This window comes from Nonomuraea sp. NPDC003707 (assembly GCF_053587055.1).
Genome location: NZ_JBSFNK010000007.1, coordinates 441,452 through 463,000 on the forward strand (window position 1 = coordinate 441,452; position 21,549 = coordinate 463,000).

Genomic DNA, 21,549 nt, shown 5'->3' on the forward strand with positions numbered 1-21,549 from the left:
TGGGTTTGCGGAGAACGTAAATCTATTTGATTTACTAAGTCAACACTCTGTGGTGACATGGCTCACATGCGACTGGGCACGAACCTGCCCAAGGTGGGGAGCTACAACCGGGCCGTGGTCCTGGAGGCGATCCAGGCGTCCGACGGCATCAGCAGGGTGCAGATCGCCGCCCGCACCCGGCTGACCGCGCAGACCGTGTCCGTGATCGTGCGCCGGCTGCTGGAGGAGGGGCTCGTCGTCGAGGACGGGTCCGTGCCGTCGGGCGGGGGCAAGCCGCGCACGATCCTGCGCGTGGACCCGGACGCCGGCTACGCGATCGGGGTGCACTTCGACCCCGAGGAGATCTCGTGCGTGCTGGCCGATCTGGCCGGGCGGCCGGTCGAGCGGCTGCGCCGGCCCGTACGGCCCGGCCTGGAGCCGGAGGCGGTGATCCGGCAGATGGCCAGGGCCGCGCGGCGGATCCTGCGGGAGGCGGGGGTGGCGGACGGCAAGGTGCTCGGGGTGGGGCTGGCCTGCCCGGGGCCGCTGGACGGGGACGGGGTGATGGTCTCGCCGCCCAGGCTGCCCGCGTGGGACCAGGTGCCGATCAAGGCGCTGCTGCACGAGCACACGCGGTTCCCGGTGACCGTGGACAACGACGCCACCGCCGCGGCGATCGGGGAGCGGTGGGCCGGGATCGCGCGGACCACGCCGAGCTTCGCCTACCTGTACCTGGGGACGGGCATCGGTGGCGGGATATTTCTGGATAACCAGGTATATCGTGGGCGGTCGCTGAACGCGGCCGAGTTCGGGCACATCACGCTCGAGCCCGACGGGCCCGAGTGCTACTGCGGCAACCGCGGCTGCGTGGAAGCGGTCTGCTGCCCGAGCGCCATCGAGGCCGCCATGGGTGGGCGCGTCTCCCACAAGGCCGTCTGCGCGGCCGCCGCCAAGGGGGAGCCCGAGGCGCGGCGGGTGATCGAACGGGTGGCGGAGCGGCTGGCCGACGCCGCCGTGAGCGTGGTGAACATGCTGGACATCGACCTGCTCGTGCTCGGCGGGCCCGCGCTCAGGGAGGTGGGGGAGCTCTACCGCGAGGTCATCGCGCGGGCCGTGTCGACCAGGACGCTGGCCAGGCGGCTGCACGCCGTCCGCGTGGAGACCTCGCCGATCGCGGCCGACGCCGCCGCGATCGGCGCGGCCTCACTGGTCTTCCACGCCACGTACGCGCCCCGCCTGGGCGCCCTCCTCAGCGACTAGGCCCGCTTCAGCCGGAGCGTGACCAGCTCGAACGGGCGCAGCGACACCGACAGCCCCTGCCCCGGCGCGCCCGTGGGGCGCTCCAGCAGGTCCGTGGTGACGACCTCGGCGACGGGGAGGCCCGGCGTCAGCGTGGCGCGGGCCCGGCCGCCCCTCGACTCGTGGAAGCGTACGATCACGTCGCCGCTCCCGTCGTCGGCCAGCTTGACGGCGGTCACCACGACGGCGTCGTCGTCCACCGTGACCAGCGGCTCCACCTCCGCCGCCGCGCCGGTCACCAGGCGCTCGGGCAGGTTGACGAAGTAGCCCTCGCGCACCGCGTCGCCGATCGTCGCACCCGGCACGAGCGCGTGCCGGAAGCGGTGCACGCCCTGGTCGGTCTCCGGGTCGGGGAAGCGCGGGGCCCGCAGCAGCGAGACGCGCACGGTGGTGGTCGTGCCCGAGTCCGGGCGGACGGCCCGGGTGACGTCGTGGCCGTACGTCGAGTCGTTGACCAGCGCGACGCCCCAGCCCGGCTCCTCCACATGCACGAAGCGGTGGTTGCACGCCTCGAACTTGGCCGCCTCCCAGCTCGTGTTGGTGTGCGTGGCGCGGTAGGCGTGGCCGTACTGGCTCTCGGAGGCGTACCGGTCGGCGCGCACGTCCAGCGGGAACGCCAGCTTGAGGAACTTCTCCGTCTCGTGCCAGTCGACCTCGGTGAGGATGTCGAGCCGCCCGCCGGCCAGCGTGAGCACCTGCGTCACCGTGGAGGACCCGAACGAGCGCCGGACCCGGACCCCGTCGCCGTCGAGGCTCACCTCGTCGGCGTCCACGAGGTCGGTGACCGTGTTGCGGTAGAACTCGTCCACGTCCCAGGCGTCCCACTTGTTGGGGAAGTCGGGGTGGAGTTGGAGGAGGTTCGCCGCCTGGCCGGGCGGGACGGTCTCCCGGCCCGCCGTCAGATCGCGGGCGGACACGACCAGGCCGCGGGCGTCGATCTCCACCCTGAGCAGGTCGTTGTCCAGGACGAAACCGCCGCCGTCGCGCTCGCGCGTCTCCGTCCACCGCGCGCCGGAGACGGCCCGGGCGCCTCCTGCCGGCACGCCGTGGCGGGTGTGCGGGGCGCCGTTGAAGACCACCCCGCGATCGCCGTCGCCGGCCAGGGCGCGCTGCGCGGTGTCGATGATCTCGTTCAGCTCCGCGGCCACCGCCTCGTACGTCCGGCGCGCCTCCCGGTGCACCCACGCGATCGACGAGCCCGGCAGGATGTCGTGGAACTGGTGCAGCAGCACCGTCTTCCAGATCCGGTCGAGCCGCTCGTACGGGTACGAGGCCCCGGCTCGCACGGCCGCGGTGGCGGCCCACAGCTCGGCCTCCCGCAGCAGCGACTCGCTGCGCCGGTTGCCCTGCTTGGTCTTGGCCTGGCTGGTGAGCGTGGCGCGGTGCAGCTCGAGGTAGAGCTCGCCCACCCAGACCGGCGGGTTCGGGTACTCGGTCTCGGCCTTGGCGAAGAAGTGCGCGGGCGGCTCCCACGTGACGGCGGGCGAGCCCTCCAGGTCGCGCACCCTGGCCGCCTTGGCGACCATCTCGCGCGTCGTGCCGCCGCCCCCGTCGCCCCAGCCCGTCGGCGCGAGCGAGTGCCGCGCGACGCCCTTGTCCTTGAAGTTGCGGGCCGCGTGCGCCAGCTCGCGGCCGGTCATCGAGCAGTTGTAGGTGTCCACCGGCGGGAAGTGCGTGAAGATCCGCGTCCCGTCGATGCCCTCCCACAGGAACGTGTGGTGCGGGAACGTGTTCGTCTGGCTCCACGAGATCTTCTGCGTGAGCAGCCGCTTCGACCCGGCCGCCTTGATGATCTGCGGCAGCCCCGCCGCGAACCCGAACGTGTCCGGCAGCCACACCTCCTCGTTGTCGATGCCGAACTCGTCGATGAAGAACCGCTTGCCGTGCACGAACTGCCGGGCCATCGCCTCGGAGCCGGGCATGTTCGTGTCGGACTCCACCCACATGCCGCCCGTCGGGACGAACCGGCCCGCGGCCACCGCCTTGGTCACCTTCGCCCACACCTCGGGGCGGTGCTCCTTGATCCACGCCCACTGCTGCGCCTGCGACATCGCGAACACGAAGTCCGGCTCGTCCTCCAGCAGGGCGGTCATGTTCGAGGCGGTGCGGGCCACCTTGCGCACGGTCTCGCGCAGCGGCCACAGCCAGGCCGAGTCGATGTGCGCGTGGCCGACGGCGCTGATCCGGTGCGCCGAGGGCACCGCCGGTGACGACAGCACGCCGGTCAGCTCGGCCCGGGCGGCGGCCGCCGTGCCGTTGACGTCCTGGAGATCGACGGCGTCCAGCGCCCGCTCCAGGGCCCGCAGCAGCTCCCAGCGGCGGGTGCCGTCGGCGGGCAGCTCCAGCATCAGCTCGCCGAGCACCTCCAGGTCCATCACGAGCTGCCACACGGTCTCGTCGAAGACGGCCAGGTCCATGCGGGTCAGCCGGTACAGCGGGTCGCCGCCGGCGGTCTCCCTGTCGCCCAGGTGCGTCGGCCGGAAGGGCGGGTAGCCGAGGATGACGGGGTTGGAGGCGGCCTCGACGTGCAGGCGCACCCGCTCGCCGCCCTCGACGGGGGAGCCGATGCGTACCCACTGGTTGCGGGGGTTGAGGCCCTTCACCGGGGAGCCGTCGGGGCGGTAGACCAGGCCCTCGCTCTGGAAGCCCGGCATGTTCTCGTTGAAGCCCAGGTCGAGGATGGCCTCCACGGTCCTGCCCGCCCATTCGGCGGGCACCGTGCCGGTGACCGTGAACCAGCTCGTGCCCCACGGAGCGCCCCACGCGGTGCCGGTCGCGATCGGCTCGGGCGTCGCCGCCAGCCCCTCCGCGACCGGTACGGGCTCGCCCGGCGCGTGCCAGACCGCCACCTCCAGCGGGACGGACTCGGGATACACGGCCGGGCGGATGCGCTCGTCCAGCACCCGCTGCAGGCGGGCCTCGACCAGGTTGCGGTCATCATGCATGTCAGGCGGCTCCCCACGGAAAGGCGACAGATCAGCCTTTAGCACGTTAAGCAACTTGATCGCGCCCGGCAATGCACAAACCCCATCACCTCAGCGCGGGCCGCCGCACGCCATCGGGTGGCGGCAGCGCGGGAGGACGGTGGCGGATTCCCGACAAGTCGGGATCTGGCCACACCAACCTCATAGACAACGTCCATCCGGATGACTAGTAATTCGGTATTCGTGCTTACCGATTCTCTGGAGGTCGTCCATGGGACGTTGGCGGGTTGCGGCCGTCTCCATGGTCATGGTCGCATCATTATTCTCGGCACCCGGCGCGCACGCCGGCACCGAGGCGGCCGGCCCGCCGATGGCGTTCACGAGCGCCCCGGCCGGCGAGATCACGCTGATCACCGGTGACCAGGTGCAGGTGCGGGCCGTGGACGGCGAGCACCGCGCGGTGACGGTCACCCCCGCGCCGCGGGCGGACGGCTCCGTGCCGACGTTCCAGGTGCTGGAGACGGACACCGGCGTGACCGTCGTCCCCGACGACGTCGCCGCCCTGGTCCCCGAGCGGCTCGACACCGCGCTGTTCAACGTGACCGAGCTGGCCGAGCAGGGCTACGCGGGCGGCGCCATCCCGCTCATCCTCACCTACGAGGGCAACGCCACCAAGGCCGCCATCCCCGCCGTCAAGCAGGCCCGCACGCTGGAGAGCATCGGCGGCGCGGGCGTGTCGGTGGCGACCCGGGACGCCGCGGCGTTCGGGGCCGAGCTGGCCAAGCTGGCCACCCCGAGCCTGCGGGCGGCGGGCCCGCTGGCGGGCGTGCGGAAGATCTGGCTCGACCGCAAGGTGAAGCCGGACCTGGAGCAGAGCGTGCCGCAGATCGGCGCCCCCGAGGCGTGGGCGGCCGGGTACGACGGCACCGGCACGACCGTGGCCGTCCTCGACACCGGCGTGGACGCCGCGCACGCCGACCTGGCGGGCAAGGTCGCCGACCAGCGCGACTTCACCGGCCAGAGCGTCGCCGGCGACCCCCACGGGCACGGCACCCACGTCGCCAGCACCATCGCGGGCACGGGCGCGGGCGGCGTCGCCAAGGGCGTGGCGCCCGGCGCGCGGCTGCTCAACGGCCGCGTGCTCGACGCCGACGGCTACGGCCAGCTGTCGTGGATCATCGACGGCATGGAGTGGGCGGCCGGCGAGAAGCACGCCGAGGTCGTCAACATGAGCCTGGGCGGCCGCGAGCCCGGCGGCCCGCTCACCGCGGCGGTGACGCAGCTCAGCAAGCAGTACGGCACGCTGTTCGTGGTGGCCGCCGGCAACGACGGCTGCGACGGGTGCGTGGGCGCCCCGGGCGATGCCCCCGAGGCGCTGACCGTCGGCGCGGTGGACAAGCGGGACGCGCTGGCGCCGTTCTCCAGCAGGGGCCCGATCACGGCCGACCAGTCGGTCAAGCCCGACGTCACCGCTCCCGGCGTGGACATCACCGCCGCCAAGGCGGGCGGCGGCACCCTCACGCTGTCCGGCACCTCGATGGCCACCCCGCACGTCGCGGGCGCGGCGGCGCTGCTGCGCCAGGCCCGCCCGGGGATCGCCGGCAACGAGCTGAAGTCGCTGCTCATGGCCAGTGCCAGGCCCGGCCAGGACATCTCCGTGGACGAGCAGGGCGCGGGCCGCATCGACGTGGCCGCCGCGCTCAAGGGCTCGGTCGTGGCCTCGACGGGCTCGGCTAGCTTCGGCAAGCTCACCACCGGCGAGCGGAAGAGCCTCACCGTGGGCTACCACAACCTCGGCCGGACGCCCGCCGAGCTGGACCTGTCGGCCGGCGACGCGTTCACCGTCGAGCCGTCGAAGCTCACCGTGCCCGCCGGCGGGAAGGCCGAGGTGACGGTCACGGCCAAGGCGGCCGAGAGCGGGCTGGTGCGCCAGGAGCTGACGGCCGCCGTCGCGGGCGGCAGCCCGGTCCGCACGCTGCTGACCGCCAGCGTCGACGACAAGCGCGTCGAGCTGCGCGTACGCGGCATCGCCCGCGACGGCCGCCCCGGCCGCGGCGGTTTCACCGTCCTCAACCTGGACGAAGGCACCCTGGTCGGCCGCCTGCTCCCCGGCGACCCCTCCCAGCCCTGCACCGACCAGAAATACGGCACCGGCACCTGCCTGCTGGTCAAGCCCGGCACCTACTCCGTGCTCGGCCACATCTTCACGATGCCCGCCACGCAGGACAGCACCGCCGGCGGCAAGCCGCTCAACGAGAGCCTGCTCGGCGACCCGGAAATGAAGATCACGGAGAACGCCGAGGTCGTGCTGGACGCCCGCAAGGCGGTCGAGGTGAAGGTCGAGACGCCCGACCACCGGACCAAGCGGAACACCGGCGCCGCCGGGGCCCTCATGTGGTACCGCTCCGGCGAGCAGGGCACCGCGCTGCGCGGCGGCACCACGATCTCGCCCGGCGCGCAGATCGAGGAGCGGCTGTTCGTCCAGCCCACCAGGAAGGTCACCAAGGGCACCTTCACCGTCGCCACCCGCTGGCGGCTGGCGGCCCCCGAGATCGAGCTGTCCACGCCCGGCCTGGACCTGGAGCCGCAGTACGTCGACCCGGTCCAGTTCAGCGACTTCTCCACCGAGTACCCGCGCCTGGACGGCACCCAGCTGCTCATGGCCGTGGACGCGGGGCGGGGCGGCGCCGAGGAGATCAAGGCCCGCGACCTGCGCGGGAAGCTCGCCGTGATCCGCCGCACGGACGGCGTGCCCGTCTCCACCCAGTCCAACGCCGCCGCGGCGGCCGGGGCGAAGATGGTCGCCGTCTACAGCGACCAGCCGGGCGCCGACGTCACCACCGGCGGAAACAAGGTGAAGCTCGCCGTCCCGACCGTGCGCCTGACGCACGAGGAGGGGCTGAAGCTGGTCGCGCGGCTGCGCCACCTGCCCGTGCCGATCCTGGCCAAGGGCAATGTCGCCAGCCCGTACGTCTACGACCTCTACCTGCGCGAGAAGGGCCGCGTGCGCGACTCGCTCACGTACGTGGTCAGGTCGAGGTCGCTGGCCAGGATCGAGACCGGCTACCACAGCCAGCTGGCCGACGACGTGACGATGAACGAGGCCAGGTTCGTCTTCGAGCCGTGGGACACCTTGTCCATTTCCACGAACCTCCCCCTGGCCAAGACGCCGCGCACCCGCACCGACTACGTCACCCCCGACCCCGAGCTGAAGTGGAGCTCGTCGGCGGGCAGCCCGGAGCGGTCCTACAACAACATGTGGCCGCACCCGGACACGCCGCGCGTCCTGATGTCGTCGCCGGAGTTCCGCCCCTACGAGGTGGGGGAGCGGGTCGGCCGGACGCTGTTCAAACAGCCGGTGATGCCCGGCATCAACCCGCGCAACCCGCTGCGCCGGGACGGCGACCGGCTGCGCATCTCGATGCAGGGCTTCGTGGACGCCGACCGCAACTACGGCGACGGGTACACCAGCATGTTCGAGCACGGCCTGAAGAGCGACTTCCGGCTCTACCAGGGCGACAAGCTGCTGCTGCAGACGAACTACCTGCCCTCGGGGTCGGGCGTGCTCCCGCCGGAGCGGGCCACGTACCGGATCGAGTACGACCTCGCCAACGAGGCCGAGTGGGCGAAGCTGTCCACCCGCACGAGGGCGGTGTGGACGTTCGGCTCGGAGCGGACCACGGCGACGACGGTGATCCCGCTGCTGCTGGCCTCGTTCGACGCGCCCGTGGACCTGAAGAACCAGGCCAGGTCGCACCGGCTCGGCCTGTCGCTCTACCACCAGGAGGGCGCGCCGCAGAGCGCGGTCAAGGACGTCTCGCTGGAGGTGTCGTACGACGACGGCGCCACCTGGAAGCCGGCCCGCCTGCGTGACAAGGGCGAGCGGAGTTACGAGACGACGCTCGACCGCTCGCCGTCCGGCTTCGTCTCGCTGCGGCTGAAGGCCTCCGACGTCAACGGCAACACCCTGTCGCAGGAGGTGATCCGCGCCTACGCGGTGCGCTGAACGCCGTGCAGGAGGGTGTCGATCACCCTCGTTGCCAGCGCGTCCGGATCGGAGCCTGGGGGAGAGCCGTGCGCGGCCTCCCCCAGCAGCGCGAGATAGACCTGCCGGGCCCAGACGATGTCGGCGCGGGGGCCCAGCAGCTTCCCGAACACCGCCTCGCACAGGTCCATCACCTCGGACTGCACCGCCTGCGCCTCCTTGCTGAGCGGCACCGGGCGGGCCAGCGTGAACCGCCAGCCGAGCTTGATCTGCAGGATGTTGGCCGTGGCCTGATGGAGCGCCACCTGGGCGGGCGCGGTGTGCGGGCGGGCGGCGTGCACGGCGTCCTGGATCTCCCGCCACGCGGCCACCTCCATGGCCTCGATCAGCGCCTCCCGGCTGGCGAACCTGCGGTGGACGGTGGCCCTGGCCACCCCCGCCGCCTCGGCGACCTGCTCCATCGTGGCCACCGGATTGGCGCTGAGCACGTCTTCCGCCGCCGCCATGATCGCACGCATGCTGCGCTCGGCGTCGGCCCGCAGTCTTCCCATGAAGGAGACGGTACAGCCTAAAAGATCTGAGACGAAATGGCGCAGTTCTACTAGAACGTGCTACTTTCCAACTCATGACTTACGCACTTGTCACCGGAGCCTCCTCCGGGATCGGCGCCGAGTTCGCGCGTCAGCTGGCTGCCCGAGGGCATGACCTGGTGCTGGTCGCCAGGTCCGGCCCCGCGCTGGAAACCCTCGCCGCCTCGCTGCGCCAGGCCCACGGGGTGCGGGCCGAGGTGCTCGTCCAGGACCTGTCCGCCCCCGACGCGGCCACGCGGGTCGCCGAAGAGGTGGCCGCCCGCGGGATCGCCGTCGAGCTGCTCGTCAACAACGCCGGCTTCGGCACGGCCGGGCACTTCGCGCAGATCGCGCCGGAGCGCGAGCACGACGAGCTCATGGTCAACGTCGTCGCGCTGGTGGGGCTGACGCACGCGTTCCTGCCGGGCATGCTCGCCCGGGGCTCCGGCGGCGTGGTGAACGTGGGCTCCACGGCCGGCTTCAACGTCGCCCCGTACTTCGCGACCTACGCCTCGTCCAAGACGTTCGTGCTCAACTTCAGCCTCGCGCTCTGGAGCGAGCTGCGCGGCACCGGCGTGAAGGTGCTGGCGGTCGCGCCGGGGCCGGTCGAGACCGCGTTCTTCGACCGGATCGGCACCAGGGAGGCGGCCATCGGCGCCAGGCTCGCCACTCCCGAGCTGGTCGTCACGACCGCCCTGCGCGCGTTCGACCGCGACCGCGGGTACGTGGTGCCCGGCCGCGGCAACCTGGGCCTGGCCCACCTGATGCCCCGCCGCCCGCGCAAGCTCCTGGCCCTCATCGGCCGCCGCGTCACCCGCCAGGTCGCCGACGCCCTCACGCCCTCCCCGGGACATGGCTGAGGCGCGCGGCGGGCACGGGCAGCCCTACCGGAAGCCGCGGTCCGCGCGGTCGCGCCGGAAGGCGTCCAGGCGGTCGAAGTCCAGGTCGTGGGCCGAGACCGGGTCGTCGCCCGTGCCGGTGAAGAAGCCGGCGCGGGTCCGCGGGCAGGGGTTGGCGAACCCGGCGACGCCTGCGCAGGGATGCCCGTGGTAGGTGGTCTCGTGGTGCCAGTCGCTGACCGCCACGTACGTCATGAACTCGTACGCCCGCGCCACGGTCATGTGCTGCCACAGCTCGCGCGCCGGGGCGGGGCCGTCCCAGCGGGTGATCGAGAAGGCCGGCACCAGCACCGCGTCGAGGCCGTCGCGCCCGGCCAGGCTGGCCGAGTACCACAGGTCGGCGCAGAGCAGGACGTGCAGGCGGCGGCCGTTCAGCTCGAAGCCCGCGCTCGGGAGGCCGGGGACCACGCCCGAGCGCAGCTCGACGTCGTAGGGGTGGACCTTGTCGTACTCCGTCAGCAGCTCGCCCCGGGCGTCGAACACGGCGCCCCGGTTGACCGGGCCGTCGTAGTGGGACCCGCCGACGACCGTCATCCCCGCCCCCTTGGCCAGGGCGCGCACCCTGGCCAGGTATTCGGCACGGGGCAGGCTGGCGCCGGCCAGCTCGGGCAGGAGCACCACGTCGCCCGAGCGGGCGGTGACGAGCTCCTCGATCGCGTCGAAGTTGGCGTGGCCGTCGGGAGACCAGTGAGGGGGCTGAACCAGGAGGATCTTCACCCCTCCACTGTGACGGGTGAAAGGCCTACTGCGGCTGGTGTACGCGTATAACGGACATGTCCTCTACGTGTACGGGCTCGCGGCAGTGCGCGCACACCATGAGCGGCTCCAGCGGCTCGCCGCAGCTGTGCCGCCACACCGTCGGCGGCTCGCCCTTCGTGACGTACCGGTCGCCCCAGTCCATGAGCGACAGCAGCACCGAGTGCAGCGCCCGCCCGGCATCGGTCAGCACGTACTCGTAGCGCGGCGGGTGCGACTCGTACAGCTCGCGCTCCAGCAGCCCGACCTCCTCCAGCTTGCGCAGCCTGGTGGTGAGGATGTCGCGGCTGGCGCCGGTGTTGCGGGCGATCTGGTCGAAGCGGCGCACGCCCAGCAGGACCTCCCGCATGGCCAGCAGGCTCCAGCGCTCGCCGACGACCGTCAGCGCGTTGGCGATCGAGCATTCCCTGGGCATGCTCACCTCCGAGAGAGTCCGACTTTCCAACCTACCTGTTGCCGGGGATCGCCGCGAGCAGCTCGCGGGTGTAGTCCGCGGACGGGCGGTCGAAGACGTCCTCGGCGGTGCCGCTCTCCACGATCCGCCCGCCGCTCATGACGTGCACCTCGTGCGAGATCATCCGTACGACGGCCAGGTCGTGGCTGATGAACAGGTAGCTCAGCCCGAGCTCGCGCTGCAGCCCGGCGAGCAGCTCCAGGATCTGCGCCTGCACCAGCACGTCGAGCGCCGAGACGGCCTCGTCCAGCACGACCAGCGCGGGCGAGAGCGCCAGCGCCCGGGCGATGGCCACCCGCTGGCGCTGGCCGCCGGACAGCTCGTGCGGCAGCCGGTCGGCCATGGACGCGGGCAGCGACACCTTCTCCAGCAGCTCGGCCGCGGCCTTCCTGCGCTCGGCCGCGGTGCCGACGCGGTGCACGCGCAGCGGCTCGGCGATGGACTTCCCGACGGGGTAGCGGGGGTCGAGCGAGGCGTACGGGTTCTGGAACACCGGCTGGACCCGCCGCCGGAAGGCGAACAGCTCCCGCCTGCCGAGCGCCGCCAGGTCCGTGCCGTCGAAGCGGATGCTGCCGGAGGTGAGGTCGTCGAGGCCGAGCAGCAGGTTCGCGGTGGTCGACTTGCCCGAGCCCGACTCGCCCACGATCGAGACGGTACGGCCCTTCGGGATCCGGAACGAGACCTCGTCCACCGCGGTCAGCTCCTCGCCCGTGCCCCTGATCGGGAACACCTTGCGCAGGCCCTCGACCACCACCAGGTCCTCGCTCTCCTGAGAAGGCTCCGCCACGCGGACCGACGACAGGCTCGGGACGGCGTTCAGCAGCCGCCTGGTGTACTCGTGCGCGGGCTCGGCGAGGATCTCCGCCGCCCGCCCGGTCTCGACGATCCGGCCGTCGTGCATGACGGCCACCACGTCGGCCCGCTCCGCCGCCAGCGCCAGGTCGTGCGTGATGAGCAGGACGGCCGTGCCCATCTCGGCGGTGAGCTGTTCGAGCTGGTCGAGGATGCGCCGCTGCACGGTCACGTCCAGCGCGGAGGTGGGCTCGTCGGCGATGAGCAGCTTCGGCCGGCAGGCCAGCCCCATGGCGATCAGCGCGCGCTGGCGCATGCCGCCGGAGAACTCGTGCGGGTACTGCCCGATCCGGCGGGCCGGGTCGGGGATGCCGACGAGGTCCAGCAGTTCGAGCACGCGGGCCCGGGCCGCCTTGCCGGTGGCCACGCCGTGGACCTCGAGCGCCTCGGAGATCTGGTCGCCGACGCGCATGAGCGGGTTGAGGTTCGACATGGGGTCCTGGGGGACCAGGCCGATGCCCGCGCCGCGGATCGCGGTCATCTCGCGCCCGGAGAGCCCGGTCAGGTCGCGGCCGTCGAACATGATCCGGCCGCCGGTGATGCGGCCGTTGTCCGGCAGCAGCCGGTTGACGGCGGCGGCCGTGGTGGACTTGCCGGAGCCCGACTCGCCGACCACCGCGACGGTCTGGCCGGGCAGGATCTCCATCGAGACGCCCTTGACGACGGTGACGTCCTGCCTGCGGGTGCGGAAGGCGACCGAGAGGTCACGGATCTCCAGGAGGGGGGTCATGCGGTCCTCGATCGTTGCGTGATGGTCTGCAGCAGCCCGCCCCAGAGGGCGTCGGTGGGGGTGGGGTCGCCCTCGACGAGCAGGCGGTTGCTCGCCAGCGCCAGGGCGATGTCGCGGCCGGGCACGAAGCCGACCGCGCAGCCGACGTAGCCGGGGTGGCCGAGCACGGTCACGGTCTCGTCCCACAGCTGCAGCTCGTACGTGCGGAACCCCAGGGCCTGCCCGGCGTCGGGGCCGGGGGTGAAGAACTCCTCGGCCACCTCGGGTCGCCACAGCCGGTCGTGCTCCTGGTACCGGGACATCGCCAGGCCGTAGGCGAGCAGGTCCGGCACGGTCGAGAACAGCCCGGCGTGCCCCGCGACCCCGCCGAAGGCGTGATGGGCGTTGCCGTCGGCGACCTCGCCGAGCACCGGCCCGCGCCGCCAGCGCGCGAAGTCGGAGCTGCGGTACGGCACGGGATACGGCCGGCCGGTGTCGAGCATGACCATCTCGATCCGGTCGTCCAGGGCGCTCATGGCCACCTCGGGGCCCGCCGGGCGGCCGTACCCGGTCGAGCCGAGGCCGAGCGGCTCGGTGACCAGCTCGGTCACGGCCCGGTCCAGGCTCAGGCCGGTGACGGTCTCGACGATCCGGCCGAGCAGGACGAAGCCGAGGTCGGAGTAGTGGCGGGCGCGGCCGGGGCGGTAACGCGGGGGCGGCGGCGCCGGCTGGATGTAGAGCGGCCACCACTCCCACAGCCCGCCGCGGTGCAGGAGCAGGTCCCGCACGGTGATCGCCTCGTACGAGTGGGCGAGGTACGCGCTCAGCGGCGCGTCCAGGTCCACCAGCCGGTCGGACACCAGCCGGATGAGCGCCGTCGTGGTGGCCACGACCTTCGTGACCGAGGCGAGGTCGTGGCAGGTGTCCAGCGTCATCGGCGCGTCGCCGACGAGCCGGCCGTCCTCCCGGCGCACGCTCCGGTGACCGGCGCACTCGGCGAGGTCGAACCACGGCGTCCGCGCGGCCATGACCACCCCCGCCGGGGCGCTCGCTGGGGGATCGTGGTCAGGAGAGCTCATCGCGTCAGCACCAGCGAGCGCGGCGGCTCGGCGACCGGCGCCGGCAGCGCGAGCGGCCCCGCGCCGGGCGTCAGCGTGCCGAGGATGCGCGTCTCCCGGGCGCCCGTCCCGCCCGGCGCCGTGCCGGGCAGGCCGTGCGCGGTCAGCCAGCCGATCAGCGCGAACGCGATGGCCTCCTTGTCGTCGGACGGGGCCCCGTAGTCGTCGGCCGGCGCCACGTCCACGTCGGGCAGCGCGGCCCGCAGCCCGTCCATGATCACGGGGTTGCGGCAGCCGCCGCCGGAGACGACCAGCGCGCCCACCCCGGCGGCCCGCACGTCCCGGGCCACCGTCCGGACGGTCAGCTCGGTGAGCGTCGCCACCAGGTCGGCGTCTCCGGGCGCGCCTCCCGCCCGGGCCAGGGCGGCCTCCACGTACCCGAGGTGGAACAGCTCCTTGCCGGTGCTCTTGGGGGCCGCCAGCGCGTAGTACGGCTCGTCCAGCAGCACCTCCAGCAGCCGCTCGTCCACCCGGCCCGAGGCCGCGATCCGCCCGTCCGCGTCGAAGCCCCGCTCGTTCAGTCCTCTGCTCGTGACCACCGCGTCGATCAGCGCGTTCGCGGGCCCGATGTCGTAGGCGTACAGCTCGCCGCCGCGCACCACGGTCATGTTCGCGATGCCGCCCAGGTTGAGCGCCGCCGCCCCGCCCTCGTGGGCCCGCAGCAGCAGCCCGTCCAGCACCGACACCAGCGGCGCCCCGTGCCCGCCCGCCGTGATGTCCCGGACGCGTACGTCCGACAGCACCGGGACGCCGGTCCGCTCGGCGATCCACGCGGGCTGGCCGATCTGCAGCGTGCCGAGCGCGTGCGTGCCCTCCACCCAGTGGAACACCGTCTGCCCGTGCGAGACGATCAGGTCGACGGGCCCGCCCAGCGCGATCGCCGACGCGGCGGCCTCGGCGAAGCTCTGCCCGATGAGCGTGTCGAGCACGCACACCTCGGCCAGCGTCGTCTCGGCCGGCGGCAGCGCCGCGATCAGCCGGGCCCGCAGCTCCGCCGGGTACGGCGTGCTCGCCGTGTGACCCACCCGGCCTTCGAGCAGGCCGCCGACGAGCTCGAAGTCCACCACGGCCACGTCGATCCCGTCGTGCGACGTGCCGGAGATCATCCCAAGAATTCTCATCGTCTTCCTCGCGGGTCGAAGGTGTCACGCAGACCGTCGCCGAGCAGGTTGAGGCCCACCACCAGCAGCACGACGAGCGCGCCCGGCGCGATCAGCGTCCACGGTGCCACGAAGACCAGGCTGCGCGCCTCGAAGATCATCGAGCCCAGCGACGGCGCGGGCGGCGGCGTGCCCAGGCCCAGGAAGCTCAGCGACGCCTCGGTCAGCACCGCCCACGACAGCGACAGGGCGACCTGGACGATGACGATCGAGGTGATGTTCGGCAGGACGTGCCGGAGCATGATCTGCCAGCGGCTCATGCCGGTCGAGACGGCCGCCTTCACGTACTCGATCTCTCTGAGCGACAGCACCGGGCCCCGGGTGACGCGGACGAAGATGGGCACGTACACGATGGCGATGGCCACGGCGATCGTGAACCAGTTCCGGTCCAGCACCGACGCCAGCGACAGCGCCAGCAGCAGCGGCGGGAACGCGAACAGCACGTTCGTGACCCCGCCGATCGCGCCGTCGGCGACGCCGCGGTAGAAGCCGGACACGAGCCCGCCCAGCGTGCCCGCCACGGTCGCGAACACCACGGCGACGACCGCGATGAGCGCCGAGTTGCCGACCCCGGCTGCCACCCGGGAGAACACGTCCCGGCCGAACTGGTCGGTGCCGAACAGGTGCGCGCCGGACGGCGCCCCGAACCGGGAGGGCGGGTGCTGCGCGACCGGGTCGTACGGCAGCAGCCCGGCGTACGACAGCGCCGCCACGATCGCCAGCAGCACGAGGATCACCGACCCCGCCACCAGGGCGGGACTCCTCCTCACGAGGCCCTCACCCTCGGGTCGATGACCCGGTAGAGCGCGTCCGTCAGCAGGTTGACCAGCACGAACGCCAGCGCGATCACCAAGACCGTGCTCTGCACGACCGCGTACTCCTTCTGCTGGATGCCCAGCAGCACCTGCCGGCCGACGCCCGGCACGGAGAAGATCTGCTCCACCACGACCGCGCCGCCGAGCAGGTAGCCGAACTGCAGGCCGGTCATGGTCACGATCGGCACGAGCGCGTTGCCGAGCACGTGCCTGACCTGCAGCCGCCGCTCCGGCACGCCCTTGGCGCGGGCGGTGCGGACGAAGTCGTCCGAGCGCACCTCCAGCACCGCCGTGCGGGTGGTGCGCAGGATCGGCGCCGCGATGCCGAAGCCGAGCACCAGCGCCGGCAGGAACATCTGCTGCAGGTTGAGCAGCGGATCGTCGAAGAGCATGGCGAAGCCCTGCCCGTTGGGGTTGAACCCGAACGACGCCGCGAAGATCGACAGCAGCGCCGTGGCCAGCAGGAACGCCGGGACGGACAGCCCCGCCAGGCTCACGAGCTGGCCGAGGGCGTCCCTGGGGGAGTTGGCCCTGGAGGCCGCCAGCATGCCCAGCGGCACCCCGATCAGCAGCGCCAGCACGATCGAGAGCACCGCCAGCTCGAACGTCACCGGCAGCGAGTGCAGGGTCAGGTCGAGCACGCTCTGCTGCTGGCGGGCCGAGTAGCCGAAGTTCCCCGTGAACATGTTGCCCAGCCACGAGAAGAACTGCGCGATCAGCGGCTGGTCGAGCCCGTAGTACTGCTCCAGGGCCTGCCGCTGGGCGGGCGTGAGCGCGGCGGCCTCGGTGCCGAGCCCCGCCGTGATCCGGTCGCCGGGGATCGCCCGCAGCATGACGAACACCAGCACGGCCACCCCGAGCAGGGTGCCCACCGTGCTGATGACGCGGTTGCGCATACGTCTCATCAGCTGACGGAGGTGGTCCGCAGATACTGCAGCGAGCCGCTGGCCATCGGCACGAAGCCCTGCACGCCGGAGGCCGTGGCGGTGTAGGTGTAGCCGGAGAACAGCCAGATCCAGGGGGCGTTCTCCTCCAGCTTCGCCGAGACCTGCTCGTAGATCGCCTTGCGGGCGGCCTGGTCGGTCGTCGCCTTGCCCTCGGCGAACAGCTTGTCCATCTCGGGTGAGCTGTAGCCGGCGACCTTGTTCAGGTTGCCCTTGCTGGTGAAGTAGCGGCCGTAGGAGCCGTCCGGGTCGGGGCGGCCGCCGTTGAGCGCCACGGCCGCGTCGAAGTCGGCGGCCACCCAGCGGTCCACGAACGCGCCCGACTCCAGCACCTCCAGCTCCAGGTTGATCTTGGCCTCGGCGAGCTGGGCCTTGAGGTTCTGGGCCTCGTTGACCGAGGTCGCGTACTCGCCCTGGGAGACGATGGTCTTGACGGTCACCCCACCGGACTTGCCCGCCTTGCCGAGATACTCGGCGGCCTTGGCCAGGTCGCGGGCCGGGCAGGGGCGCTTGTTCGGGTCCGACTTGAACGCTGGGGCGGTGATCGGCCCGGTCACCTCGCCCTCGCCGAGCGCGGCGGTGTCGAGCACCTGCTTGCGGTCGATCGCGCACTGGATCGCCAGGCGCACGTTGACGTCCTTGAGGTCGCCGTGCTGCGCGTTGAGCTGGAGCACGTGGTAGTTGAGCTGCGGCGTCTTGGTCACGGTGAGCGTGCCGCCGCCCTGCGCCGTCTGCGCGACGAGCGGGTCGTTGAAGACCGCGAGCTGCACGTTGCCCGACTGCATGGCCGAGACGATGGACGACTCGTCGGGGATGACCCGGAACTCGACCGCGGCCACCTTGGGCTTCTCGCCGCCCCAGTACGCGTCGTTCCTGGCCAGCGTGATCGACTGGCTCGCCACGCGGTTGCGCAGCTTGAACGGCCCGGTGCCGTTCGGCGTGGTGTTGAGCTTCTCCTCGGTGTCGTCGGAGGAGAGCATCGCCATGTTGACCGTGGCCAGGTTGGCCGGCAGCGCGGCGTCGGGCCCGGTCAGCTCCAGCACCACGGTGCCCGCGTCGGGCGCCTCGACCGACTTCACCGACGACAGCGACGCCCTGGCCACGGCCGCCGTCTTCTCGTCCATGATCTTCTCCAGCGACGACTTCGCGTCCTGGGAGTCGAACGCGCTGCCGTCGGCGAACGTGACGCCCTGTCTCAGCTTGAGGGTGAGCTTCTTGCCGTCGTCCGAGGTCTGCCACGACTCGGCCAGCCCGGGGACCACGTTCAGGTCCTTGTCGAACTCCGTGAGCGTCCCGTACAGGTTCTGCAGCACGTTGACGGCCTGGAACTGGGTGGCCTTCCAGGGGAAGAGCGTGTCCGGGTCGGTGGTCACGCCGACCACGAGGGTCTTGCCGGAGGCCGCGCCGCCGGTGCTCGGGGCGGGCCCGGAGGATGAGGACGAGGATGACGAGCAGCTGGTGAGGGCGACGGACAGCGCAGCGGCGATGCCGACCGCGGAGAGTGCGCCACGGGGCATGTTGGTCTCCTGGGGGAGTCGGTCATAAAATTACGCAGACCCTACCACTGGGGTACTTTCTTTCCGTTGCGGGGATGGGTGAGGATGTCCGAGGACGACGGGACCGTGCTGATCCGCATCCGGGCCGCCATGCCCGCGCTGAGGCCGTCGGAGCGGCGGATCGCGGAGGAGTTCGTCGGCGATCCGGCCCGGGCCGCCAACCTGTCCATCGCCGAGCTGGCCGCCCGCTGCGCGACCTCGACGACCTCCGTGGTGCGCTTCTACCAGCGCATGGGCTACGCCCACTACAAGGACCTCAGGATCGACCTGGCCAGGGCGGTGGCGCGCGAGGAGCTGACCACGTCGAGCCTGCCGGAGGCGTCCGGCGACATCGACCGGTACGACAGCCTGGAGGGCATCGTCTCCAAGGTGGCCATGAACGAGACGCTGTCCATCGCCGACACGGCCCGTTCGCTGGACATGGAGGCGCTGGCCACCGCCGTGTCGCTGCTGCTGGCGGCCCGGCGGATCGACAGCTTCGGGGTGGGCGCGAGCGCCCTCGTGGGGCTCGACCTGCACCAGAAGCTGTCGCGCATCGGCCGTACCGCGATCAACTGGCACGACTCCCACTCGGCCTGGACGTCGGCGGCCACGCTCGACTCCGGCTGCGTGGCGGTCGCCGTGTCCCACACGGGCGCCACCGTGGACACGGTCGAGTTCCTGTCGATCGCCCGCAAGTCGGGCGCCTCGACCGTGGCCATCACGAACTTCCACGACTCGCCGCTGGCCCGGGCCGCCGACGTGACGCTCACCACGGCCGCGCGGGAGACGAAGTTCCGCTCGGGCGCGCTGGGCAGCCGCATCGCCCAGCTCATGGTGGTGGACTGCCTGTTCACCGGGGTCGCGCAGGCCTCCTACGACGAGTCGATGGCGGCGCTGCGCAACACGTACGCGGTCGTGCACGAGCGGGTCGTCCACAAGCGCGGGTGAGGTTCACAGCCCGGATTCACCTGGGGTTCACGGGCTGTCTCTACCTTTGTGGGCCATGAGCTGGAGGTACCGGGCCAACACGACGTTGGAGGGCCTGACGGGATACACGTTGACGCGGCGGCCGCGGAAGCAGCCGCCGAAGCCGCCGCCACCGCCGCCGCTGGTGATGCAGCGGCTGCCCGGCGACGAGGTGCGGCCGCCCGCCGATCCCGCGCACGACCGGCTGCTGCGCGAGCCGGTCTTCCTGCTGTCGTCCGTACGGTCGGGGTCCACGCTCCTGCGGGTCATGCTGAACAGCCACTCCCAGGTGCATTCGCCCATCGAGACGCACTTCAGGCGGCTCACAGTCGGGCTCGGCACCGAGCCCGTACGGCAGGCTATGGAGGCGCTCGGCCACACCCACAGCGACATCGAGCACATCGTGTGGGACCGGCTGCTGCACCGCGAGCTGACCCGCAGCGGCAAGCCGGTGCTGGCGGAGAAGACGCCGAGCAACGTGTTCGCCTGGCGGCGCATCGCCACCTGCTGGCCCGACGCGCGCTTCCTCTTCCTGCTGCGCCACCCCATGTCCATCGTGCAGTCCTGGCACGAGGCCGACCCGGAAAGGCGGCCCATGGAGGAGGCCGTGCCGCGCACCCTGAGCTACATGACGTACCTGGAGGAGGCCCGCACCCACCTCGACGGGCTGACCCTGCGCTACGAGGACCTGGTCGCCGACCCCGAGCGCGAGCTGCGGCGGCTCTGCCTCTTCCTGGGTGTGGAGTTCGAGCCGGCCATGCTCTCCTACGGCGACAAGGACCACGGCGGCTTCGTCAAGGGCATCGGCGACTGGCGCGACAAGATCCGCACCGGGACGGTCGTCGCGGGCCGCCCCCTGCCGTCGGTGGACGAGGTGCCCGACGAGCTGCGCGAGATCTGCCGCCTGTGGGGCTACGCGCGGTGACGGAAGTTCAGCTGCGATTTGTCTCCTATTCGCCTTGGGCTCCGATAGGTTGCGGTTCGTGATCGACGGGCCCTCGCGCCGTACCCTGCTCGCCGGAAGTCTCGCCGGCTTCGCCCTGCCTACTCTTGGGCCCGAACCCGCTCTCGCGGCAGCAGGCCTGCCTTCACGGCCCAACATCGTCGTGATCCTGGCCGACGACCTGGGCTGGGGCGAGATCGGCAGCCAGGGACAGCGCCTGATCAGCACCCCCAACCTGGACCGGCTGGCGGCCGAGGGCGTGCGCTTCGAGACGGCCTACTCCGGGGCGCCGCTCTGCGCGCCGTCGCGCTGCGCGCTGCTCACCGGGCTGCACGCGGGTCACGGCACCGTACGCGAGAACCCGGAGGGCGGGCCGCAGCGCTCGCTGACCGACGCCGACCTCACCTTCGCCGAGCTGCTGCGCCTGTCCGGCTACCGCACGGCCTGCTTCGGCAAGTGGGGCTTCGGCCCCGAGCTGCCGGGCCAGGCCTCGCACCCGAACGAGCGCGGCTTCGAGGAGTTCTTCGGCTACATCGGCCACGCCCACGCCCACCAGTACTTCCCCAAGTACCTGTGGCACAACGGCGTCAAGGTGCGCCTCGACGGCAGGCAGTACGCGCCGGACCTGTTCCGCGAGCGGGCGATCGAGTTCATCCGGCGCGGCGGCGACGACCCGTTCCTGCTCTACTTCCCCACCAACCTGCCGCACTCGCCGAGCGTCATCCCCGGCGACGCCGGGCGCTACGAGAACCGGCCGTGGAGCGGCCCGAACCGGCGGCACGCCGCGCAGGTGGCCCGGCTCGACGCCGACGTGGCCACGCTGGTGCGGGAGTTACGCGCGGCCGGTGTCGCCGAGCGCACGCTCGTGTTGTTCACCAGCGACAACGGGCCGCACAGCGAGAAGGGCGTGACACCGGAGCTGTTCGACTCCAACGGGCCCTGGCGCGGGGACAAACGCGACGTCTACGAGGGCGGCATCCGCGTGCCGCTGATCGCCTGGTCGCCCGCGTTACGACCGCGCGTGGTGAAACAGCCGGTGGCCTCGTGGGACGTGCTGCCGACCCTCGCGGACCTGGCCGGCGTGCCGGTGCCCGCGCACCTCGACGGCCTGTCCTTCCGCGGTCTGCTCACCGGCGCCGGCGCCCCCAGGCACGACCACCTGGTGTGGAACCGGCCCCGCAAGGCCCAGGCGATCCGCCGCGGCCGGTGGAAGCTGGTCCGCTTCGCGCCGCACATCGCGGGCGCCGGGCCGGAGGGCCGGGTCGAGCTGTACGACCTGGCCACCGACCCGGGGGAACGCCGCGACCTGGCGGCGGAGCGGCTGGAGCTGGTGGACGAGCTGATGACCCTGCTGGACGACTCGATCGGCCCGGACCCGCGGATCCCGTACGGGCTGAAGACCGAGATCACCGGCGGCCAGGTCGTGGTGACGCTGTACAACGGCTCGTCGGTGCCCTGGCGCGAGGTCGAGCTGGGCCTGAACCGCGCGCGGGCCCGCACGATGCCGCGCGTGGACCCGGGAACGGCGATCTCGGTCGGCTTCGCGCTGCCCGGCGGGAGCGGGAAGCGGGTCACGGCCCGCGCCGAGTTCGACGCGGGCGGCCGCTCCCTCTCCTTCCGCAGGGCTGTCTGATCAGCG

The 21,549-nt window shown here is 72.1% G+C and carries 16 protein-coding genes; 6 read left to right on the forward strand and 10 right to left on the reverse strand.

Annotation, left to right across the window (positions count from 1 at the left end):
• Positions 1–66 precede the first annotated feature (66 nt).
• Positions 67–1,239 carry an ROK family transcriptional regulator gene (locus ACWDRB_RS21640; RefSeq protein ID WP_363972054.1) on the forward strand — a complete coding sequence of 391 codons (1,173 nt, stop codon included), beginning with the start codon at positions 67–69 and terminating at the stop codon, positions 1,237–1,239.
• Here the strand turns inward: ACWDRB_RS21640 and ACWDRB_RS21645 are convergent.
• Positions 1,236–4,223 carry an alpha-mannosidase gene (locus tag ACWDRB_RS21645; RefSeq protein ID WP_449896232.1) on the reverse strand — a complete coding sequence of 996 codons (2,988 nt, stop codon included), beginning with the start codon at positions 4,221–4,223 and terminating at the stop codon, positions 1,236–1,238. The two genes, ACWDRB_RS21640 and ACWDRB_RS21645, sit on opposite strands and share 4 nt — an antisense overlap.
• 250 nt (positions 4,224–4,473) lie before the next feature.
• Between ACWDRB_RS21645 and ACWDRB_RS21650 the strand changes: the two genes are divergently transcribed.
• The gene (locus ACWDRB_RS21650; RefSeq protein ID WP_449896234.1) at positions 4,474–8,208 is read left to right on the forward strand and encodes a S8 family peptidase; all 3,735 of its coding nucleotides are present in this window, start codon (positions 4,474–4,476) and stop codon (positions 8,206–8,208) included.
• On the opposite strand, the gene ACWDRB_RS21655 is transcribed toward ACWDRB_RS21650, so the two are convergent.
• Positions 8,193–8,738, reverse strand: coding sequence for a TetR/AcrR family transcriptional regulator (locus tag ACWDRB_RS21655; RefSeq protein WP_449896236.1), 546 nt, complete (start codon positions 8,736–8,738; stop codon positions 8,193–8,195). The two genes, ACWDRB_RS21650 and ACWDRB_RS21655, sit on opposite strands and share 16 nt — an antisense overlap.
• 74 nt (positions 8,739–8,812) lie before the next feature.
• Here ACWDRB_RS21655 and ACWDRB_RS21660 point away from each other — a divergent pair, with 74 nt between their 5' ends.
• Entirely contained in the window at positions 8,813–9,616 is an 804-nt protein-coding gene (locus ACWDRB_RS21660) for an SDR family NAD(P)-dependent oxidoreductase (RefSeq protein WP_449896238.1), read from the forward strand.
• 24 nt (positions 9,617–9,640) lie between these two features.
• Here the strand turns inward: ACWDRB_RS21660 and ACWDRB_RS21665 are convergent, their stop codons facing one another.
• From ACWDRB_RS21665 to ACWDRB_RS21700, 8 genes are read right to left on the reverse strand one after another with little or no spacing between them, the layout of a single operon-like run.
• Positions 9,641–10,372 (reverse strand): carbon-nitrogen hydrolase family protein, encoded by a 732-nt coding sequence (locus tag ACWDRB_RS21665; protein ID WP_449896240.1) that lies wholly within the window; start codon positions 10,370–10,372, stop codon positions 9,641–9,643.
• A 25-nt stretch (positions 10,373–10,397) separates the two neighbouring features.
• On the reverse strand, positions 10,398–10,826 hold the full coding sequence (locus tag ACWDRB_RS21670; protein WP_350727262.1) for a winged helix-turn-helix transcriptional regulator: 429 nt from the start codon (positions 10,824–10,826) through the stop codon (positions 10,398–10,400).
• Positions 10,827–10,857: 31 nt separating this feature from the next.
• The gene (locus tag ACWDRB_RS21675; protein WP_449896242.1) at positions 10,858–12,447 is read right to left on the reverse strand and encodes an ABC transporter ATP-binding protein; all 1,590 of its coding nucleotides are present in this window, start codon (positions 12,445–12,447) and stop codon (positions 10,858–10,860) included.
• On the reverse strand, positions 12,444–13,505 hold the full coding sequence (locus ACWDRB_RS21680) for a serine hydrolase domain-containing protein (protein WP_449896243.1): 1,062 nt from the start codon (positions 13,503–13,505) through the stop codon (positions 12,444–12,446). Before ACWDRB_RS21680 ends, ACWDRB_RS21675 begins: the two co-directional genes overlap by 4 nt.
• Entirely contained in the window at positions 13,502–14,665 is a 1,164-nt protein-coding gene (locus ACWDRB_RS21685) for an anhydro-N-acetylmuramic acid kinase (protein WP_449896244.1), read from the reverse strand. Before ACWDRB_RS21685 ends, ACWDRB_RS21680 begins: the two co-directional genes overlap by 4 nt.
• Positions 14,662–15,474, reverse strand: coding sequence for an ABC transporter permease (locus ACWDRB_RS21690; RefSeq protein WP_355198520.1), 813 nt, complete (start codon positions 15,472–15,474; stop codon positions 14,662–14,664). The genes ACWDRB_RS21685 and ACWDRB_RS21690 overlap by 4 nt, the downstream gene beginning before the upstream one ends.
• On the reverse strand, positions 15,471–16,424 hold the full coding sequence (locus ACWDRB_RS21695) for an ABC transporter permease (protein WP_449896246.1): 954 nt from the start codon (positions 16,422–16,424) through the stop codon (positions 15,471–15,473). The genes ACWDRB_RS21690 and ACWDRB_RS21695 overlap by 4 nt, the downstream gene beginning before the upstream one ends.
• Positions 16,424–17,980 carry an ABC transporter substrate-binding protein gene (locus ACWDRB_RS21700; protein WP_355198524.1) on the reverse strand — a complete coding sequence of 519 codons (1,557 nt, stop codon included), beginning with the start codon at positions 17,978–17,980 and terminating at the stop codon, positions 16,424–16,426. The genes ACWDRB_RS21695 and ACWDRB_RS21700 overlap by 1 nt, the downstream gene beginning before the upstream one ends.
• Before the next feature lie 84 nt (positions 17,981–18,064).
• On the opposite strand from ACWDRB_RS21700, the gene ACWDRB_RS21705 reads away from it, so the two are divergent.
• From ACWDRB_RS21705 to ACWDRB_RS21715, 3 genes are read left to right on the forward strand one after another with little or no spacing between them, the layout of a single operon-like run.
• Entirely contained in the window at positions 18,065–18,949 is an 885-nt protein-coding gene (locus ACWDRB_RS21705; protein ID WP_449896249.1) for a MurR/RpiR family transcriptional regulator, read from the forward strand.
• A 55-nt stretch (positions 18,950–19,004) separates the two neighbouring features.
• Positions 19,005–19,892 (forward strand): sulfotransferase family protein, encoded by an 888-nt coding sequence (locus ACWDRB_RS21710; protein ID WP_449896251.1) that lies wholly within the window; start codon positions 19,005–19,007, stop codon positions 19,890–19,892.
• 58 nt (positions 19,893–19,950) lie between these two features.
• Positions 19,951–21,543, forward strand: a complete 1,593-nt coding sequence (locus ACWDRB_RS21715; protein ID WP_449896253.1) for an arylsulfatase — start codon at positions 19,951–19,953, stop codon at positions 21,541–21,543.
• Positions 21,544–21,549: the final 6 nt, after the last annotated feature.

Bases quoted from the DNA above. Each gene is read 5' to 3' on its own strand.
- ACWDRB_RS21640 (WP_363972054.1), top strand. From the start codon at position 67: ATGCGACTGGGCACGAACCTGCCCAAGGTGGGGAGCTACAACCGGGCC.
- ACWDRB_RS21645 (WP_449896232.1), bottom strand. From the start codon at position 4,223: ATGCATGATGACCGCAACCTGGTCGAGGCCCGCCTGCAGCGGGTGCTG.
- ACWDRB_RS21650 (WP_449896234.1), top strand. From the start codon at position 4,474: ATGGGACGTTGGCGGGTTGCGGCCGTCTCCATGGTCATGGTCGCATCA.
- ACWDRB_RS21655 (WP_449896236.1), bottom strand. From the start codon at position 8,738: ATGGGAAGACTGCGGGCCGACGCCGAGCGCAGCATGCGTGCGATCATG.
- ACWDRB_RS21660 (WP_449896238.1), top strand. From the start codon at position 8,813: ATGACTTACGCACTTGTCACCGGAGCCTCCTCCGGGATCGGCGCCGAG.
- ACWDRB_RS21670 (WP_350727262.1), bottom strand. From the start codon at position 10,826: ATGCCCAGGGAATGCTCGATCGCCAACGCGCTGACGGTCGTCGGCGAG.
- ACWDRB_RS21675 (WP_449896242.1), bottom strand. From the start codon at position 12,447: ATGACCCCCCTCCTGGAGATCCGTGACCTCTCGGTCGCCTTCCGCACC.
- ACWDRB_RS21680 (WP_449896243.1), bottom strand. From the start codon at position 13,505: ATGAGCTCTCCTGACCACGATCCCCCAGCGAGCGCCCCGGCGGGGGTG.
- ACWDRB_RS21685 (WP_449896244.1), bottom strand. From the start codon at position 14,665: ATGAGAATTCTTGGGATGATCTCCGGCACGTCGCACGACGGGATCGAC.
- ACWDRB_RS21695 (WP_449896246.1), bottom strand. From the start codon at position 16,424: ATGAGACGTATGCGCAACCGCGTCATCAGCACGGTGGGCACCCTGCTC.
- ACWDRB_RS21700 (WP_355198524.1), bottom strand. From the start codon at position 17,980: ATGCCCCGTGGCGCACTCTCCGCGGTCGGCATCGCCGCTGCGCTGTCC.
- ACWDRB_RS21705 (WP_449896249.1), top strand. From the start codon at position 18,065: ATGTCCGAGGACGACGGGACCGTGCTGATCCGCATCCGGGCCGCCATG.
- ACWDRB_RS21710 (WP_449896251.1), top strand. From the start codon at position 19,005: ATGAGCTGGAGGTACCGGGCCAACACGACGTTGGAGGGCCTGACGGGA.